Raw genomic sequence first — 15,941 nt, 5'->3', positions numbered from 1 at the left:
GTGAGCTCGGCCGTCCGGACCCTCTTTTCTTCCGGTCGCGACTCACGTCGCTTCTACAACAGCCTGATCCAACGACTAAAATGGCCGTCATGGATCTCATCGACATCGGCGCCAACCTGACCCACGACAGCTTCGACCACGACCGCAACGCGGTGCTGCAGCGCGCGCGCGAAGCCGGGGTAGTCCAGCAGGTCGTCACGGGCGCGAGCCGCGAGCATTCGCCGATGGCATTGCGGCTGGCACAGGCGCATCCCGGGGAACTGTTCGCCACCGCCGGCGTGCATCCGCACCACGCCACCGAGTACACCGACGAATGCGATGCCGAGATGCGCGCGCTGCTGGCGCACGCCGAGGTCGTCGCCGTGGGCGAATGCGGGCTGGACTATTTCCGCGATTTCTCGCCGCGCCCGGCCCAGCGCAAGGCATTCGAGCGCCAGTTGCAGATCGCCGTGGACACCGGCAAGCCGCTGTTCCTGCACCAGCGCGACGCGCACGACGACTTCGTGGCGATGATGAAGAACTTCGACGGCAGGCTCGGCCCGGCCGTGGTGCACTGCTTCACCGGCACGAAGAAGGAACTGTTCGACTGCCTGGACCAGGACTGGCATATCGGCATCACCGGCTGGCTGTGCGACGAACGCCGCGGCCTGCACCTGCGCGAACTGGTGAAGAACATCCCGGCGAACCGGCTGATGATCGAGACCGACGCACCCTACCTGCTGCCGCGCACGGTAAAGCCGCAACCCTCGCACCGCCGCAACGAGCCGATGTACCTGGCCCATATTGTCGCCGAGCTGGCACGCGACCGCGGCGAGGACATCGAGGTCACGGCTGTGGCGACGACGGCGACCGCGCGCGCATTCTTCCGGCTGCCCCCGGCGGGCCGGGACGCCACCTGACGGCGACGCCCCGGACGGGTATCCCCGCGTCAGCGCCGGCGTGGCCTCAGGTAGTGGCGGGTCACGTAGTTGCCGATCTTGTTGCCCTGCTTCAGGCCGTCCATGCATGCCGTGCGGAAGTGGATGCCGGCATACACGCGCGACATCGCCGCCTCGTGTTCGGCCTGCGACAGCGTGTCGAAATGGCGTTCGATGCCGGCGGCCGTGTACGTGTACGGCAAGGCATCCGTGCCCAGCAGGCGTCGCAGCACCTCCATCGCGCTCGCGGTGAGCGCCGACAGGCCGCTGGCATAGTCCGGATAGGGCGGCGATGCGAGGTACGACATCCACTGCGTGTTGCCGGCCGCATGGATCGCGGTGATCGGGCGCCAGAAGTTGTAGTGGTACTTGCCGTTGAACACACCGAAGGATGCATCGGCCTGGGCCATGTTCATCAGCGCGAACAGGCGCGCGTGCTGCCACAGGTCCAGGCCGCGGCCGGCGACGACCTGCTGGGCGATGGCATTGGCGTTGGCGCCGCCACCGGCCCAGTAGCGCGCAGCGCGGCTTTCGTATGAATCCACGTTCTGCGGCGCGCCGCGCACCGCGGCGCTGCCGACCGCCATCACCTCCTGGTACTCGCGCCGGTAGGTGCCGCTGCGCAGGTTCAGCAGGGGTGACGGGCCCGCGCGGAACTGGGTGACGTGGTTCAGCGCGAACGGTTTCACCTTGCCCCAGTTGCCGAACTGCGGCGGCGCGAAATTGGGCGCCGTGGGCTGGTACACGCCCGGCAGCAGCGGTGCCGAGTACGGCGCATGCGGCGTTGCCGCGCCATCGTTCGCGCGTAGCGCGAGGATCGCGGCGGCGGCGGCCGAACCGACGGCGATGCCGTCGCTCACGCAATCGGGAAATGCGGACGGGCACGTGAGTCCGGCCAGGTAGGTGTCGTATGTCGTCTCCAGTGCGGTCGCCTGCGAAGGCACCGTGATCGACAGCGTCATGTAGGCGGCGGTGGCCACCGCCGCCGCCGGCGAGGCTCCGCGCGCGGCGGGATGTGCGCCCGCATAGGGTTCATAACGCAACTCGATCGAGTTCAGCGCGTCATGGATCGCCAGGTGGGTGATCGCATTGACGCGCGTCTGGATCGGCGGCGCGCCTGCCGCCGTCGCGGTCTGCCAGGCGGTGGTGTTCCAATCGATGACGGCGTCGGCCTGGGCCAGGCCGGGCGCGAGGGCCGCGATGAGCAGGACGAAGCGGCGCCGACGGACGGTGAAGCGGTGGGCCGCGGTGGAGATCAGGTTCATGATGGACTTCCTTCGTGTTGGTGGAGGGCCGCCCTGCAGGGCGGCAATCAGTCCATGCCGGAGGATGCCTGTCCGGCACGGGCATGCAGGCCGGCGCATCATTCGCTGCGCCGGTTGTCGGCCATGCGGCGCGTCTCCGACGGGTGGGACGGGGCACGTTCGAAGACCACGCGCTGCGGGCGCGCACCCTGGCGGCGGCAGGCACGGCGTGCCTCGCCCATCAGCACGGCGCGGCTGGCGTAGACCTGGCTGGCGTTGTGCTGGCCCAGCAGGGCCCCGACCTCATGCTGCGGCGGCAGGCGCGGGCGGGCGCAGTCGATCACGATGCGCGGCGCGATTGTCTCGTCGGCGCCGGCAGGCCCGGCAATGGACGGCGTGGCGACGGACAGGACGACCAGCGCGACGATGGGGGCGTACGGGTTCATGGCGTTCTCCTCGGCCCGGAAGTCGGGCGTCGGCCACCAGCGTCCGCCCCTCGGGACCACCGGTCTTGAGGAAACGCTGAGGCAGGCGCGGAGATACCCCGCGAAACCTTGGGGAATGCTTAGGCCGACCGGCCACGCGCGCTGCGTTGAAGGAAGACCGACCCCGGGGATGCTGCTCCGCCATGTCCTCGCCCGACCACGCACTGCACTTCGGCGACACCACGATCGACTTGGCCGGCCGACGCCTGTGGCGTGCGGGCGAAGAGCAGCCGCTGGAGCCGAAGGCATTCGGCGTGCTGGCGCTGCTGGTCGGCGATCCCGGTCGCGTCTTCACCCGCGATGAGATCCTCGACGCTGTCTGGGGCCACCGGCACGTCACCCCCGGCGTGCTGAACCGGATCGTGACCCTGCTGCGCCACGCACTGGGCGAAGACGCCCACCATCCCCGGCTGCTGCACACCCTGCATGGCGTGGGCTCGACATGCCGGTCATCGCCGGGCCATCGACAACCGAGCCTGCCGGAGCCGCAGCCGAGGTGCATGCGGACGCGAACGCGGATGCGCGCCGCCGCACCGCGCCTGCCGTGTTCTGGTACGCCGCGCTTCTCGTCGCGGCGGGTGCGATCGGCGCGGCCTGGTGGTGGTCGACCCGCTCGACGGCGAACGCCGCGCACCTTGACCCGGCTCCACCGAAGGCAGCCGCTGCCGCCGCGCCACCCACGCTGGTGGTCATGCCGTTGAAGCCGATCGGCGAGGGCGACAGCGTGCGGATCATCGCCGACGGCCTGGGTGAGGAACTGATCTGCAGCCTGGCGCAAGTGCAAGGGCTGCGCGTGATCGCGCGCGACTCCACCCAACTGGCCACCGATGCTTCGGCCGACCCGGCGACGCTGGTGCAACGGCTCGGCATCACACATGCGCTGGAAGGCAACCTGCAGCAGGCCGGCCAGTCCCTGCGCGTGCGGTTGCGCCTGGTCGACGCGCGCGGCGGCGGCGCGTTGTGGACGAAGGATTTCGATCGCGACGCCTCGGAAGTGCTGCTGCTGCAACGCGAGATTGCCGAGACGGTTGCAGGTTCGCTCGCCCTCCGCCTGGGGCTGACCACCCCGCCGTCGCGCAGCGGCGATGCCGAATTCCTGCGTCGCTACCACATGGCGCGCGCGCTGGTCAGCCTGCGCGACCTGCCGCCCGAGACATCGACCGAGCGTGCGGAGCGGGAATTCCGCGGGCTGCTTCGCGAGCGCCCGGACGATGCCCGCGCCCATGCCGGGCTCGCCCTGGCACTCGAGATTCGTGCCCAACGGCGACCGACGCTGGCCGCCACCCTGCGCGAGGAAGCCATCCGCGAGGCGACACTGGCCCAACGCCTGGACGCGACCCTCGCCGAGCCGTACTTCGTACTCGCCGCCAATGCCTGCATCGCCGACGACTGGGAACGCTGCCTGTCCCTCCAGAAGCGGGCATTGCGGGTGAACCCCAGCAACGCGGAGATGGCCTACGGCATGACGCTCTCGCTGGCCAGGTTGGGGTACCTCGATCGCGCGGAAGCCGGGGCGCGCGAGTTGCACGCGCGCGATCCCCTGGGCCGCAACGGCGGCTTCATGCTGGCACGCGTGCTGGATACACAGGGACGGCACGACGAAGCGCACCGCCTGCTGGAGCCCCTTCCTGCCTACGCGGCCTATGCGCGCTGGTTCAATGCCGTCTGGCGCAAGGACTACGCAGGCGCTTTGCGGATTGCGAAGGTGGACATCGACGGGCCAAACCACCCCGATGCGTATGCGAAGCAACTCGCGCCCGGATACATCGCCACGTCGGAGGCCTTGATCGATCCTTCCCGATGGCCGCGCGCGATCGCCGCGTTCGATGCGTACGAAAAAACCACCGGCATGGGCAACTTCTCGCGCGTACTGGCACCCGACGCGCCCGCAAACGCTGCTTCTCTGATCGACGACCTCAACCAGGTGCGCCAACGAGGCTACTCCACCTGGGACCTGCTGCTGTGGACGAAGGACCTGGCCTACCTGCGGCGCGATCCCGCGTTCCAGCGGTTCCTGCGCGACAACGGCATCCTCGCCTACTGGCGGGCGCACGGATTCCCGGCACAGTGCCGTGCGCAGGGCGACGGCGCGGTGTGCGAATGAGGCATCAGTCGACCTTGCGGTCTTCCGACTTCGCCTGCTCCATCGCTTCGGGTTCCAGTTCCTCGGCGCTGCGGTTGAGGCGGACGAACACGCCCCACGCCACCAGCAGCAACGCCGCCGAGCCGCCTATCGCGATGACGTACGGAAGCTGGCGCGCGTCCTCGTGCATCAGCTCGAACGTGGCCACCAGTGTTTCGATCGACAGTGCGATGACGATGACCACGAGGAAGCGCGACAGGTAACGGCGCACGCGCGTGGGTCCGCTGACCTTGACGTCACGCTGCACCTCTTCCTCGAACACCGTCTGCGCCAGCTCCAGCGCGACCAGCCCGATGGTCAGCATGCCGATGCTCTCCAGGATGCGGTCGAAGCGGTCGCGCAGGCCGGCGTCTCCACCTGCCATGACCACGCCATGCCACAGCTCGCTGGCCGCCAGCACGACCAGCGCCGCGGCGGCGAAGAAGAACAGGGCGATGATGGCCAGGTGGCCGGCAAGGAAGAGTTTCTGCAGGTGCTTCATGGCAGCGCCACCGGAAAGGTGGCGCAGGATGGAGGCAGGCGCCGTCAGCGCGGCGTGAAGCCCGCGGCTCAGGCCGCGCGCTGTGCCTCGTAGGCCTGCAGGTGCGCCCAGGCGGCCTGCAGGTGGGGCGTGGCGATGCCGTGCGCGGCCGCGCGATGGACCATGTCGCCGACGATGTGGGCGGCTTCGACACGCTGGCCCGCCTCCAGGTCGCGCAGCATCGACGCCTTCATCGGTGAGCCCGGCATCGTCAACGTGTCGCGCGCGCCGGCATGCGCCGGCTCGGGGATCGGATGGGCGCTGGCGGCTGCGACCGCGACGCATTCGGCATGCAGGGCGGCCATGAACTCCTTGCCGCCCTCGCCCGCCACGATCGTGCCGATCGGCGCACGCATCAGGCAGGTTCCCGCCGCGAGCGCGGCAAGGAAGCTGTACTTCACCCATTGCGCCTGTGCGATGTCCGGCGTGTGCTGATGGTCGATGCTGGCCTGCGCGCAGGCGGCGGCCAGCGCCTGCAGGCGCGCATCGGGCGACTGGCCTTCGCGTTCGCCGAACGTCATCGATGCCGGCTTGCCGAGATGCAGGATCTCGCCTTCGCCACCCAGCGTGGCGCTGATGAAGCAGAGGCCGCCGAGGACGTTCGGGAAACCGAAGCGTGCATCCAGGGCTTCGTAATGGCGCAGGCCGTTGAGCAGCGGCAGCACGCGGGCACCTGCCTCGACCGCCGGCATGATGGCGTCCATTGCGCTGTCCAGGTCGTAGGCCTTGCAGCTCAGCAGCACCAGGTCGAACGGTGTGGCATGGGGCAGTTCGTCCGCCGTCAGCACCTGCACGGGCAGATCGGCATCGCCCAGCGGGCTGCGGATGCGCAGGCCGCGATCCCGCAACAGGACCGCGCGCGCGGGACGGACGAGGAAACCGACATCGACGCCCGCCTGTGCCAGCCGACCACCGAAGTAACCGCCTGTACCGCCGGCGCCGAGCACGAGCACGCGCATCAGCTGCGCAGCCCCACGCCCTTCTTCAGCAGCCACAGGCCCAGCGATGCCAGCGCGACGACGAACCCGATCATCAGCGCATACGCCACCCACAGCGGCACGTCGCTGGTGCCGAGCAGGCCGTAGCGGAACGCGTTGACCATGTAGAAGATCGGGTTGGCGTGCGTGAGCGCTTCGGCCCACGGCGGCAGCAGGGTCACCGAATAGAACACGCCACCCAGGTAGGTGAGCGGGGTGAGGATGAAGGTCGGCACGATGGCGATGTCATCGAACTTCTTCGCGTACGCCGCATTGACGAAGCCGGCCAGCGAAAAGATCGTCGCGCCCAGCAGCACGGTGGTGATGGTCACCAGCGGGTGCGGCACGCGGACCTTGGTGAAGAACATCGCGATGACCAGCACGATGGCGCCCACCATCAGGCCGCGCAGCACCGCGCCGGCCACGTAGCCGAGCAGGATCACCCAGTTCGGCATCGGGCTGACCAGCAGTTCTTCCACGTGGCGGCCGAACTTGGCGCCGAAGAAGCTGGAGCTGATGTTGCCGTAGCTGTTCTGGATGATGCTCATCATCACCAGGCCCGGCACGATGAACTCCATGTAGGTGTAGCCGCCCATGTCGCCGATCTTCGAGCCGATCAGGCCGCCGAAGATCAGGAAGTACAGCGTCATCGTGATGGCCGGCGGCACCAGGGTCTGGCCCCAGATGCGCAGGATGCGGTTCACTTCGCGGCGCACGATGGTGCCCAGCGCGACGAGGTTCTTCTGCAGCGGCGTCGTCATGGCCGTCTCTTGCGGATCGACGGCGCTCATGCGGCCTGCTCCCGCTTGGCGGCGGCTTCGTCGCCGGTCAGGCGCACGAACAGCTCCTCCAGCCGGTTGCTCTTGGTGCGCATGGAGCGCACGCGGATGCCGGCGTCGCCCAGGGCGGTGAAGACGCGGTTGAGGTCCATCGCACGCGGCATGTCCAGGTCCAGGGTGTGGCTGTCGGTGGCGGACAGCGTGGTGCCTTCGATCACCGGCAGCTGCGCCGGCAGCTCGCCGTCGATGTCGAACAGGAAGCCCTCCACGTCCAGCTTGGCCAGCAATACGCGCATCGGCCCCTGTTCGACGATGACGCCACGGTCGATGATGGCCAGGTTGCGGCAGAGGCTCTCGGCCTCTTCCAGGTAATGCGTGGTCAGGATGATCGTGGTGCCTGCCTCGTTGATGTCCTTCAGCGTCTTCCACATGCCGCGGCGGATCTCGATGTCGACGCCGGCGGTCGGTTCGTCCAGGATCAGCAGGCGGGGGCGCGTCATCATGGCGCGGGCGATCATCAGCCGGCGCTTCATGCCGCCCGACAGGGTGCGGCTCATGACGTGGGCCTTTTCCCACAGCTGGGCGCGCTTGAGTTCCTCTTCGGCCCGCACCAGCGCTTCGGCGCGCGGGATGCCGTAGAAGCCCGCGTAGTTCACGCAGATGTCGAGCGGCTTCTCGAACATGTTGAAGTTGATCTCCTGCGGCACCAGGCCCAGCAGGCGCATCGCGCCGTCGCGGTCACGGTCCAGATCCACGCCGAACACGTCAACCTGCCCGCTGCTCTTGTTGACCAGCGAACTGACGATGCCGATGAGGGTGGACTTGCCTGCACCGTTGGGGCCGAGCAGCGCGAAGAAGTCGCCGGGCTCGACCTGCAGCGACACGCCCTTGAGGGCCTGCACGCCGGTGTCGTAGACCTTGCGCAGGTCGGTGATGGCCAGCGCGGGAGCCGCCGCCGGAGCCGTTGTTGCGGACGCCATGGGATACCTTGTGGCGCCGCGAAGGCGCCCGGGGGATGCGAGCGCTTATTATAGGCGTCCCGCCGGGGCCGCCCCGGGCCACACAGTGTTCCAGCCGCCTTGGCGATCGTGCATTTCCCTTTGAAGCTCGTCGGACGCCGCATGCTGGCACCCAGCGTCGGGCATTACAGCTTCGTCCGCGATGACGGGCAGCCGCTGGACTTCATCCCCGGCCAGTTCATCCAGGTGCACTTCGCCTATGCCGACGGCACGGCGACCAAGCGCAGCTATTCGCTGGCCACCATCCACGACCATGCGATGGGTCCGGGCGAAGCGGTCGAGATCGCGGTCAGCTACGTGCCGGGCGGGGCGGCGACCGCGTTGTTCGAAGGCCTGCCGGAAGGCGGCCACGTGGAGGCCAGCGGCCCATTCGGCCGTTTCTGCCTGATGCCCGGCGACCGCAACGCGCGCTATCTCCTGATTGCCACTGGCACCGGCGTCACGCCGTACCGTTCCATGCTGCCGCAACTGGAAGCACTGATCGCCGAACGCGGCGTGGAGGTCGTGCTGCTGCAGGGCGCCCGCACGCCCACCGAACTGCTGTACGGCGACGAGTTCCGTGCGTTCGCCGATGCGCATCCCGGCTTCCGCTTCGTGCCCTGCCTCTCGCGTGAACTGCCGTCCCATCCGCACCCTGACGTGCGCCAGGGTTATGTGCAGCAGCACCTGGCGGAGTTCGCACCGGATCCGGCGCGCGACATCGCCTACCTGTGCGGCAACCCGGACATGGTGGACGCCTGCTTCGAGGCGCTGAAAGGCTGCGGCCTGCCGATTCCCCAGATACGCCGCGAGAAGTACGTCAGCAGCAAGTAGTCCCTGCCGGGCAGCGACCTTCCGCTATCGCGCCCGCACTTGTCCGGTCACATCCGCCGCGCTGCACCGTCATGGCATGCTGGAACCCGCCTACAACGGAACAGATGCATGGACTCCACTCTTCGTAGATCCCTCGCGCCGGCCCTGGGCGTCCTGCTGCTGGCAGGCTGCCAGGGCACCGCTACCAGCCCCGACCAGCAAGCCGTGCGCCACTACGGCGATATCGCCTTCAAGCCGTGCACGCTGACGGCGCCCTACCTGACCACCACGGTGGAGGCGCAGTGCGCGACCTTCAACGTGGCCGAAGACCCGGCCAAGCCCACGGGCCGCAAAGTGGCACTCAACATCGCATGGCTGCCGGCGACCAATGAGGGGGCGGCCACCGACGATCCGGTGTTCTTCCTCGCCGGTGGCCCCGGACAGGCCGCAGTGCAGGTCTGGCCCGCCATCGACGCCGCCTTCCGCGAGGTACGCAAGTCGCGCCATATCGTGCTGGTCGACCAGCGCGGCACCGGCAAGTCGAACCCGCTGTCGTGCAAGGACGACAAGGGCCGCAATGCCTACAGCGATGCGGAGGACCTCAGCGAGACTGCCGCGGTCGCGTTCGCACGCGACTGCGCCGCGTCGCTGCAGGCCGACCCGCGCTTCTACACCACCACCGATGCCGTGCGCGACCTGGACAGCGTGCGCAAGGCGCTGGGCGCGGCGAAGATCAACCTGGTCGGCGGCTCCTATGGCACACGCGTGGCGCAGCAGTACGCCATGCGCCATCCGGACAGCACGCGCAGCGTGGTGATCGACGGTGTGGTGCCGAACGAGCTGGTACTGGGCAGCGAGCACGCGCGCAACCTGGACGCGGCGCTGGCGCTGCAGTTCCAGCGCTGCCAGGCCACGCAGACCTGCAGGGACCGCTTCGGCGATGACCTGCGCGGACAGCTGCGCACGCTGATGACGCGGCTGGCGGCCGCGCCGGTGAGTACCGAGTATCGCGACCCCTCGACCGGCGAACTGGTCACTGGCGAAGTCACTGCAGGCACCGTCGCCGGCATCACGCGCATGTACTCCTACTTCCCGCAGGGCACCGCACTGCTGCCACTGGTGTTGAACGAAGCACAGCAGGGCCGCTACGGCTCGTTGATGTCGCTGTCCAAGCTGCTGGAAACGCAGGTCGGCGACCAGTTCATGCACGGCATGCAGCTGTCGGTGATCTGCGCCGAGGACGCCGACCTGCTGAAGGCCGACCCCGGCGACGCCGACACGGTGCTTGGCAGCCTGCTGGGCGACACCCTGAAGACGCAGTGCGGTGCGTGGCCAACGGGCAAGCGGCCGGCCGACTTCCACACCGCGTGGACGTCCGACATCCCGACACTGCTGACCTCCGGCGAGCTGGATCCGGTCACGCCGCCGCGCTACGGCGACCAGGTGCTGCGCACGCTGTCGAATGGACGCCACCTGGTATTGAAGGGTCAGGGCCACGGCACGTTCGCCGTCGGCTGCATGCCCAAGCTCCTCGGCCGCTTCCTGGAGACCGCGAGCGCCAAGGACCTGGACGCGAAGTGCCTCGACAGCCTCGACTACGTACCGCCTTTCACCAGCTTCAACGGCTGGGAGCCGTGAGCCGCGCCCTGCGCGCCCGCCCTTCTTCAATGGACATGACCGAATGATCATCGCCAACGACCTGCACAAGTCCTTCAAGACCAAGACCGGCACGGTCACCGCCGTGGACGGCGTCAGCTTCACCGCCCACGACGGCCAGATCACCGGCCTGCTCGGCCCCAACGGCGCCGGCAAGACCACCACCATGCGCATGCTCTACACGTTGATGACGCCTGATCGCGGGCAGGTCACCGTGGACGGCATCGACACCGCGCGCGATCCTGTCGCGGTGCGGCGCGCGCTCGGCGTTCTGCCGGATGCGCGCGGCGTGTACAAGCGCCTGACCGCGCGCGAGAACATCGCCTACTTCGGCGAACTGCACGGGCTGTCGTCGAAGCAGATCGCCGAGCGCACGAGGGCACTGTCCGACGCGCTGGACATGGGCGACATCCTCGACCGCCAGACCGAAGGCTTCAGCCAGGGCCAGCGGACGAAGACCGCCATCGCACGCGCACTCGTGCACGATCCGCGCAACGTCATCCTCGACGAGCCCACCAACGGGCTGGACGTGATGACCACGCGCGCGATGCGTGGCTTCCTGCGCCAGCTGCGCGAAGAGGGCCGTTGCGTGATCTTCTCCAGCCACATCATGCAGGAGGTCGCGGCGCTGTGTGACCGCATCGTCATCATCGCCAAGGGCACGGTGGTCGCCGCCGGCACCGCCGACGAGCTGCGTGCACAGGCAGGCGAGGACAACCTGGAGGATGCGTTCGTCAAAGTGATCGGTTCGGAAGAGGGCCTGCTGGCATGAACATGTTCCGCACAGTCTTCACCGTGATGCGCAAGGAATTGCGCGACCTTTCCCGTGACCGCCGCACGCTGGCGCTGGCACTGTTCCTGGGGCCGCTGCTCTATCCGGCACTGATGCTGGGCATGGGTTACCTGACCGAAAACCGCATCCGCACCCAGGTCGACAAGACGCTGGAGATTCCGATGGTGGGCGCCGAACATGCACCGAACCTGGTGAAGTTCCTCGCCACCAACGGCATCACGGCGGCGAAGGCGCCGGCCAACCTCGATGCCGCGATCCGCACGCAGGAGATCGATGTCGCGTTGCGCATCAGCCCCGGCTATGCGGAGGACTGGCGCAACGGTCGTCCCGCGCTGGTGGAGATCATCCGCGACAGCACGCGTCGTGACGCGGACATTCCCACCCAGCGCGTCAATGCCGCGCTCTCGGCCTACAGCCAGCAGGTCGGCGCACTGCGTCTGCTGGCACGTGGTGTCGATGCGTCCGTCGCGCGGCCGGTGAACGTCGGCATGCAGGACCTGGCCACGCCCGAGGCCAAGCAGGGCATGCTGCTGTCGGTACTCTTGCCCTACCTGCTGATCCTGACGTCCTTCATCGGTGGCGCCTACCTGATCCTCGACGCAACGGCCGGCGAGCGCGAGCGGCAGTCGCTGGAGCCGTTGTTGGCCACGCCGGCACCGCGCAGTGCGGTGGTGAGCGGCAAGATCGCGGCGGCGTGCGTGATCGGCCTGACCACCCTGCTGCTGACGTTGCTGGCGTTCAAGTTCAGCGCGCAGTTCGCCGGCACGCTGGGCAGGCAGTTGAATGTGTCGTTCCTGTCGATGGGCAAGATGCTGCTGATCCTGCTGCCGATGCTGTTCATCGGCACCTCGCTGCTCACCTATCTCGCGGCGTCGGCCAAGAGCATGAAGGAGGCACAGAGCCACATGACCTGGCTGATGCTGCTGCCGATGATCCCGACGTTCGCGCTGATGGCGAACCCGTTGAAGAGCCAGCCGTGGCAGTTCGCCGTGCCGTTCCTGGCACAGAACCAGTTGCTGCTGAAGGTCATCCGCAACGAGTACATCGGTCCGCAGACCTGGGCCATCTACATCGCTGCGGCGTTCGGCGTGGCTGCACTGTTGTGGTTCGCCGCCGTGCGCAGGTACCACCAGGAGAAGCTCGCCGTCGCCGGATAGTGCCTGCCGTCTCGATCCTTCGAAAGAAAACGGCCACCTTCGGGTGGCCGTTTTCCGTGCACGCTTCGGGCTGCTTCAGAAGCGGTATTCGTAACCCAACGTCAGCGTCTGTGCCTTCACGTCGGCGTTGAACAGGTCGGCCTTGTTGTAGTCGTAGTTCAGGCTGAGACCGTTGTGGTGATCGAAGTCTTAGCCCACGCCAATGCCCACGTAGGGTTTGGTCGACCGTTCGCGCAGGCGAAGGCCATCCACGCTGAGCTTGGTATTGACGCTCTGTGCACCCGCACGTCCGGCGATGAAGAAGCCGGTGTCGTCGGCACCGAAGTTCTTCTTGCCCACCACGCCCATGCCCACTGCATCCATGTCGAACGACACGCCTTCCAGCGAGCGATCGCCCAGGATGGAATAGAAACCTTCCACGGCGAAGCTGGGGTGGAAGTAGTGGCCCACGCGCACGCCATAGGCCGTATCGGTGTCGTCGGCGCTGAGGCCATCGACGCTCAGCTTGAGGTCGCTGTGGCCGATCTCGAAGCGGCCGTACCACTGGCCGGCTTCGGTGGCCATGGTCGGCGCGGACAGGGTTGCGAGGAACAGTGCGCAGGGAAAAAGAACCTGCTTCATGGAATCCTTCCTTGAGTGTGATGTGTTGCCCGCCATGCGGGCGGCGCACATCAAGCACTGGGAAGACGATTGTCTACTGCATGCGATCACATCACATTCAATCGCTGCGTCGCGCACGCGGCCTGCTTCGCATCGCTATTCGTCTCACAAAAAAAGAGCCGGCGCATGGCCGGCTCTCCTCTCTTCTCACCGATTCGTGGATCAGCCGGGGCTGAAACCAATCGTGCGGCGCGTGGTGACCGGCGCATCCAGCGGTTCGAAGCGCCAGCGTCGCACTGCGTTGAGCGCTTCGCGGTCGAAGACGCGCGCCGGGGTGGCACGCACCACGCGTGCGTTGGTCACCGATCCGTCGGTGCCCACGGTGATTTCCACCAGCACTTCACCGCTGGTGCCCGAGCGCAGGGCTTCAGGCGGATAGCGCGGTGCCGGCGTGCTGACTGCACGCAGCGATTGTGCCGGCGCAGCGGCGGGAACGGCGGCACGGGTCGCGGCTGCCTGGCGTTCTACGGCTTCACGCTGGGCGGCTGCCTGGCGTTCGGCTTCCTGGCGAGCGGCCTCGGCGCGGGCCGCTTCCTGCTGCTGGGCCAGTTGCTGTGCCGCCGCGGCCTCGCTGGCGCGTTGTTGTTCGGCCTGCTGGGCCAGGCGCTGCTGTTCCTTCTGGCGCGCCTCATCGTCAGCCTTGGTCTTGGCGTCGTCGGTGACCGCGCGCTCGGCCACCGCCTGTTGCGCTGCGGCGATGCTCTGCTGCAGGCGCGGCAGCGCCGGTGCCTTGGGGTCGGCCTTTTCGATGATGGCGGACAGGCGCTGGGCCTCCGTGAACTCTTCCCGCGCGATGCTCTGCTCGGCGGCGATCAGCGTGTACGGCATCAGGTCGGTCAGCGCGCTGCTGACACCGGGATCGTTCGGCAGTTTGTCGCGCAGGGCGAGGTAGTACTCCATCGCATTGTCGCCGCCCGGCGCGTAGATCCGGTTCTCGCGCAGCGCCTTGGTGGCAGCATCACGCAGGGCATCGGCGTCCATGGCCTGGACCTCGGCGGACACGGCCGGCGGCGGCGGTGCGGCGGGCGTGGCAGCCGCACCAGCGGCGGGCGCGGCGGGTTCTTCCTTCTTCGAGCACGCCGCCACCGCGACGATCAGCAGCAACGGCGCGATGTAACGCAGGCGCCCGGTCGTTTTGATCAAGGACATCAGTTTCTACTCCCCCAAGTGCGTTTCTAATGATGGCGACACAGCCCCGACCCGCATAGGACGCGGGATCGGACGTTGGTTGTCAACGTGGGCCCGTCGCCGCACGCCGACACTTGGTCAGGCGGGAAACGGCGCGATGCCTTCCGGGTACCCCTACCCGGTGGTCAGGGTACGTCGCCTCATCATCATCGACACTTGACGTGCGTCACAGTTTTGGCCAGACCCGTTCGGAGGCGCGTCACTTGCCGATGCAGAACGTGGAGAAGATGTGGCCCAGCATGTCGTCCGCACTGAGGCGGCCGGTGATTTCGCCCAGCACGTCATGGGCGAGCCGCAGTTCCTCGGCCGCCAGTTCCAGGTGTTCGTACCGCAGTTGCTCCGCTGCGGACGCCGCATGGAGGGAGGCGCGATGCAGTGCTTCCACATGACGGGCACGCGCCGAGAACTCGCCTTCGCCTCCCGCGGCAGCCGGCTCTCCGGCCAGCGCGCGCAGGCGCTCGTGAAGGCGCGCCAGGCCGGCGCCCGTCGCGGCGGAGACATGCACGCTGGCGTCGTCATCCGCGGGCACCTCGGCCAGCAGGTCGGCCTTGTTGTGGATCCAGAGCACCGTGGGCACACCGGCGATGCTGTCAGCGATCGCAGCGCGGCCAGCGTCGGGATCGCGCGCATCGACCACCGCCAGCGCGACATCGGCGCGCGTGAGCTCCGCGCGCGCGCGCCGCATGCCCTCGCGTTCGATCGCGTCGCCGCCATCCCGGAGGCCTGCGGTATCCACCAGATGCAGTTCCAGGCCATCCAGTCGGATGGTTTCGCGCAAGGTATCGCGCGTGGTGCCCGCCACGTCGGTGACGATGGCCCGCTCGCTGCCCGCCAGTGCATTGAGCAGCGAGCTCTTGCCGGCATTCGGCGGACCGACGATGACGGCGTGCATGCCGTCGCGCAGCTTGCGCCCGCGCTCCGCATCGGCGATCAGACCGGCAAGCGAATCGCGGGTATCCGCCAGACGTGCGCGCACTTGCTCACCTCCGAGCGTGTCGATCGATTCGTCGGCGAAGTCGATCGCGGCTTCCACATGCACGCGCAAGGCCAGCAGCGACTGACCGATGCCGTCGACGCGCGTGGAGAACACGCCGTCGAGCGAGCGCCGGGCCGCGCGCGCCGCGCGGGTATCCGCGGCGGCAATCAGGTCGGCGATGGCTTCGGCCTGGGCGAGATCGAGTTTGTGGTTGAGGAACGCGCGTTCGGAGAACTCGCCCGGCCGTGCCATGCGCGCGCCCAGTGCGCATGCGCGCGCCACCAGTTGCTGCAGCACGACGGGACTGCCGTGCGCCTGCAGTTCGACCACGTCCTCCCCGGTGAAACTGGCGGGAGCAGGAAACGAAAGCGCGATGCCGTCGTCGATGACGCGGCGTTCTTCATCGAGGAAACGCACGTAGTGTGCATGCCGCGGAGTCAGCGTACACGCGCAGATATTCTTCGCGATGGCCTGCGCGACAGGCCCGGACAGACGCACGATGCCGACACCGCCCGCGCCCGGAGCGCTGGCAATGGCGACGATGGTGTCCTGTGCATTGTTCATGGGCAAATGCCGGCGGGTGAGCTTTCAGGGTAGCGGAAACACGAAGCCCGCCGGAGGGCGGGCTTCGGGGC

At 68.0% G+C, this 15,941-nt stretch carries 15 protein-coding genes and 1 pseudogene; 7 read left to right on the top strand and 9 right to left on the bottom strand.

The genetic code is table 11. From position 1 onward, the window contains the following. The first annotated feature begins 89 nt into the window (after positions 1 to 89). Positions 90 to 899 (top strand): TatD family hydrolase, encoded by an 810-nt coding sequence (locus ACIPRS_RS14595; RefSeq protein WP_192203055.1) that lies wholly within the window; start codon positions 90 to 92, stop codon positions 897 to 899. A gap of 29 nt (positions 900 to 928) precedes the next feature. On the opposite strand, the gene ACIPRS_RS14590 is transcribed toward ACIPRS_RS14595, so the two are convergent. Together ACIPRS_RS14590 and ACIPRS_RS14585 are read right to left on the bottom strand one after the other, a co-directional pair. Further along, complete coding sequence (locus ACIPRS_RS14590; RefSeq protein ID WP_446539037.1) at positions 929 to 2,182, bottom strand: vanadium-dependent haloperoxidase; 1,254 nt, start codon at positions 2,180 to 2,182, stop codon at positions 929 to 931. A 98-nt stretch (positions 2,183 to 2,280) separates the two neighbouring features. Next, on the bottom strand, positions 2,281 to 2,607 hold the full coding sequence (locus ACIPRS_RS14585) for a hypothetical protein (RefSeq protein WP_446539036.1): 327 nt from the start codon (positions 2,605 to 2,607) through the stop codon (positions 2,281 to 2,283). Positions 2,608 to 2,789: 182 nt separating this feature from the next. On the opposite strand from ACIPRS_RS14585, the pseudogene ACIPRS_RS14580 reads away from it, so the two are divergent. Next, positions 2,790 to 3,023: pseudogene (locus ACIPRS_RS14580) on the top strand (winged helix-turn-helix domain-containing protein); the annotation flags it as partial. 65 nt (positions 3,024 to 3,088) lie between these two features. Further along, positions 3,089 to 4,750 carry a tetratricopeptide repeat protein gene (locus ACIPRS_RS14575; RefSeq protein ID WP_446539114.1) on the top strand — a complete coding sequence of 554 codons (1,662 nt, stop codon included), beginning with the start codon at positions 3,089 to 3,091 and terminating at the stop codon, positions 4,748 to 4,750. 4 nt (positions 4,751 to 4,754) lie between these two features. On the opposite strand, the gene ACIPRS_RS14570 is transcribed toward ACIPRS_RS14575, so the two are convergent. The 4 genes from ACIPRS_RS14570 to ACIPRS_RS14555 all read right to left on the bottom strand — a co-directional run bounded on the left by ACIPRS_RS14570 (position 4,755) and on the right by ACIPRS_RS14555 (position 8,045). Continuing rightward, positions 4,755 to 5,270 carry a hypothetical protein gene (locus tag ACIPRS_RS14570; protein ID WP_192203059.1) on the bottom strand — a complete coding sequence of 172 codons (516 nt, stop codon included), beginning with the start codon at positions 5,268 to 5,270 and terminating at the stop codon, positions 4,755 to 4,757. A gap of 68 nt (positions 5,271 to 5,338) precedes the next feature. After that, positions 5,339 to 6,268, bottom strand: coding sequence for a 2-dehydropantoate 2-reductase (panE, locus tag ACIPRS_RS14565; protein WP_446539035.1), 930 nt, complete (start codon positions 6,266 to 6,268; stop codon positions 5,339 to 5,341). Next, positions 6,268 to 7,077, bottom strand: a complete 810-nt coding sequence (locus tag ACIPRS_RS14560; protein ID WP_337732823.1) for an ABC transporter permease — start codon at positions 7,075 to 7,077, stop codon at positions 6,268 to 6,270. The genes panE and ACIPRS_RS14560 overlap by 1 nt, the downstream gene beginning before the upstream one ends. Beyond that, positions 7,074 to 8,045: an ABC transporter ATP-binding protein gene (locus ACIPRS_RS14555; RefSeq protein WP_446539034.1), complete on the bottom strand. Its 972-nt coding sequence runs from the start codon at positions 8,043 to 8,045 to the stop codon at positions 7,074 to 7,076. The genes ACIPRS_RS14560 and ACIPRS_RS14555 overlap by 4 nt, the downstream gene beginning before the upstream one ends. Positions 8,046 to 8,144: 99 nt before the next feature. Here ACIPRS_RS14555 and ACIPRS_RS14550 point away from each other — a divergent pair, with 99 nt between their 5' ends. The 4 genes from ACIPRS_RS14550 to ACIPRS_RS14535 all read left to right on the top strand — a co-directional run bounded on the left by ACIPRS_RS14550 (position 8,145) and on the right by ACIPRS_RS14535 (position 12,482). After that, positions 8,145 to 8,897 (top strand): ferredoxin--NADP reductase, encoded by a 753-nt coding sequence (locus ACIPRS_RS14550; protein ID WP_337732825.1) that lies wholly within the window; start codon positions 8,145 to 8,147, stop codon positions 8,895 to 8,897. A gap of 108 nt (positions 8,898 to 9,005) precedes the next feature. Beyond that, entirely contained in the window at positions 9,006 to 10,514 is a 1,509-nt protein-coding gene (locus ACIPRS_RS14545; RefSeq protein ID WP_446539033.1) for an alpha/beta fold hydrolase, read from the top strand. Positions 10,515 to 10,557: 43 nt separating this feature from the next. Then, entirely contained in the window at positions 10,558 to 11,304 is a 747-nt protein-coding gene (locus tag ACIPRS_RS14540; RefSeq protein WP_446539032.1) for an ABC transporter ATP-binding protein, read from the top strand. Then, positions 11,301 to 12,482, top strand: a complete 1,182-nt coding sequence (locus ACIPRS_RS14535) for an ABC transporter permease (protein WP_446539031.1) — start codon at positions 11,301 to 11,303, stop codon at positions 12,480 to 12,482. Before ACIPRS_RS14540 ends, ACIPRS_RS14535 begins: the two co-directional genes overlap by 4 nt. A gap of 189 nt (positions 12,483 to 12,671) precedes the next feature. Here ACIPRS_RS14535 and ACIPRS_RS14530 read toward each other — a convergent pair whose 3' ends face one another. The 3 genes from ACIPRS_RS14530 to mnmE form a co-directional block, all read right to left on the bottom strand. Continuing rightward, the gene (locus ACIPRS_RS14530) at positions 12,672 to 13,103 is read right to left on the bottom strand and encodes an outer membrane beta-barrel protein (protein WP_446539030.1); all 432 of its coding nucleotides are present in this window, start codon (positions 13,101 to 13,103) and stop codon (positions 12,672 to 12,674) included. 201 nt (positions 13,104 to 13,304) lie between these two features. After that, the gene (locus ACIPRS_RS14525; RefSeq protein WP_446539029.1) at positions 13,305 to 14,291 is read right to left on the bottom strand and encodes an energy transducer TonB; all 987 of its coding nucleotides are present in this window, start codon (positions 14,289 to 14,291) and stop codon (positions 13,305 to 13,307) included. 238 nt (positions 14,292 to 14,529) lie between these two features. Then, on the bottom strand, positions 14,530 to 15,870 hold the full coding sequence (gene mnmE / locus ACIPRS_RS14520; RefSeq protein ID WP_446539028.1) for a tRNA uridine-5-carboxymethylaminomethyl(34) synthesis GTPase MnmE: 1,341 nt from the start codon (positions 15,868 to 15,870) through the stop codon (positions 14,530 to 14,532). Positions 15,871 to 15,941: the final 71 nt, after the last annotated feature.

The sequence above is a fragment of the Pseudoxanthomonas sp. LARHCG66 genome (assembly GCF_052871755.1).
Note: the sequence above shows the minus strand (reverse complement) of the source record. Positions and strands in the feature narration are given on the sequence as shown.

What these genes read in the sequence shown, in the direction of transcription:
- ACIPRS_RS14585 (WP_446539036.1), bottom strand. Translation starts at nt 2,607, where the DNA reads ATGAACCCGTACGCCCCCATCGTCGCGCTGGTCGTCCTGTCCGTCGCC.
- panE (WP_446539035.1), bottom strand. Translation starts at nt 6,268, where the DNA reads ATGCGCGTGCTCGTGCTCGGCGCCGGCGGTACAGGCGGTTACTTCGGT.
- ACIPRS_RS14590 (WP_446539037.1), bottom strand. Translation starts at nt 2,182, where the DNA reads ATGAACCTGATCTCCACCGCGGCCCACCGCTTCACCGTCCGTCGGCGC.
- ACIPRS_RS14595 (WP_192203055.1), top strand. Translation starts at nt 90, where the DNA reads ATGGATCTCATCGACATCGGCGCCAACCTGACCCACGACAGCTTCGAC.
- ACIPRS_RS14540 (WP_446539032.1), top strand. Translation starts at nt 10,558, where the DNA reads ATGATCATCGCCAACGACCTGCACAAGTCCTTCAAGACCAAGACCGGC.
- ACIPRS_RS14525 (WP_446539029.1), bottom strand. Translation starts at nt 14,291, where the DNA reads ATGTCCTTGATCAAAACGACCGGGCGCCTGCGTTACATCGCGCCGTTG.
- ACIPRS_RS14545 (WP_446539033.1), top strand. Translation starts at nt 9,006, where the DNA reads ATGGACTCCACTCTTCGTAGATCCCTCGCGCCGGCCCTGGGCGTCCTG.
- ACIPRS_RS14530 (WP_446539030.1), bottom strand. Translation starts at nt 13,103, where the DNA reads ATGAAGCAGGTTCTTTTTCCCTGCGCACTGTTCCTCGCAACCCTGTCC.
- ACIPRS_RS14555 (WP_446539034.1), bottom strand. Translation starts at nt 8,045, where the DNA reads ATGGCGTCCGCAACAACGGCTCCGGCGGCGGCTCCCGCGCTGGCCATC.
- ACIPRS_RS14560 (WP_337732823.1), bottom strand. Translation starts at nt 7,077, where the DNA reads ATGAGCGCCGTCGATCCGCAAGAGACGGCCATGACGACGCCGCTGCAG.
- ACIPRS_RS14535 (WP_446539031.1), top strand. Translation starts at nt 11,301, where the DNA reads ATGAACATGTTCCGCACAGTCTTCACCGTGATGCGCAAGGAATTGCGC.
- ACIPRS_RS14570 (WP_192203059.1), bottom strand. Translation starts at nt 5,270, where the DNA reads ATGAAGCACCTGCAGAAACTCTTCCTTGCCGGCCACCTGGCCATCATC.
- ACIPRS_RS14575 (WP_446539114.1), top strand. Translation starts at nt 3,089, where the DNA reads ATGCCGGTCATCGCCGGGCCATCGACAACCGAGCCTGCCGGAGCCGCA.
- mnmE (WP_446539028.1), bottom strand. Translation starts at nt 15,870, where the DNA reads ATGAACAATGCACAGGACACCATCGTCGCCATTGCCAGCGCTCCGGGC.